Raw genomic sequence first — 340 nt, 5'->3', positions numbered from 1 at the left:
AGTGGGTGTGCCGAGTCACGGACACTTAGCGGCTCTTGATATCGTGGAAAACCTGTGGCGAGGGAGCTTGCTCCCGCTGGGTTGCGAAGCGGCCCTTGGCATTCTTTCAGGGAACCTTGCAGGCAGGTTTTGCGACGGCTGCGCCGCCGAGCGGGAGCAAGCTCCCTCGCCACTGGGTGCGGTGTCTGACTTAGTATTGTGGCGGGTAGTGGGTGTGCCGAGTCACGGGCACTCAGCGGCTCTTGATATCGTGGAAAACCTGTGGCGAGGGAGCTTGCTCCCGCTGGGCTGCGAAGCGGCCCTTGGCATTCTTTCAGGCAACCTTGCAGGCAGGTTTTGC

The organism is Pseudomonas fluorescens (assembly GCF_000802965.1).
Classification (GTDB): Bacteria; Pseudomonadota; Gammaproteobacteria; order Pseudomonadales; family Pseudomonadaceae; genus Aquipseudomonas; species Aquipseudomonas fluorescens_A.
This window is presented reverse-complemented; position numbering follows the sequence as displayed.